The organism is Paraburkholderia sp. SIMBA_054 (assembly GCF_046534875.1).
Taxonomy (GTDB): Bacteria; Pseudomonadota; Gammaproteobacteria; order Burkholderiales; family Burkholderiaceae; genus Paraburkholderia; species Paraburkholderia hospita.
Genome location: NZ_JAWRXV010001609.1, coordinates 1 through 240, shown reverse-complemented (window position 1 = coordinate 240; position 240 = coordinate 1). Strand labels below are relative to the sequence as shown.

Annotated in this window: 1 protein-coding gene; it reads right to left on the bottom strand. The window is 56.2% G+C overall.

Features of this window, described 5'->3' with window-relative positions; translation table 11 throughout:
• The coding region (locus SB822_RS60510) for an arginase family protein (RefSeq protein ID WP_410859574.1) at positions 1-240 on the bottom strand (240 nt) is incomplete at both ends.

The following is a 240-nucleotide window of genomic DNA, read 5'->3' as shown; positions in this document are numbered from 1 at the left end:
CGGTGCCACCTCAACCACATCCGATCCTATGAAATTCAAGCCGTTAAGGCCGCGGATGATCTGCATTGCTTCACGAGGCTGCAGGCCGCCAACCTCAGGCGTGCCGGTACCTGGCGCAAAGCCGGGATCAAGGCTATCGATATCAAAGGAAAGATAGACTGGACCTTCGCCGACAACCTCGCGCGTGATCTCGATCACCCGGTCGACGCCAAGCGATACTACATCTTCGACATGCAAAAC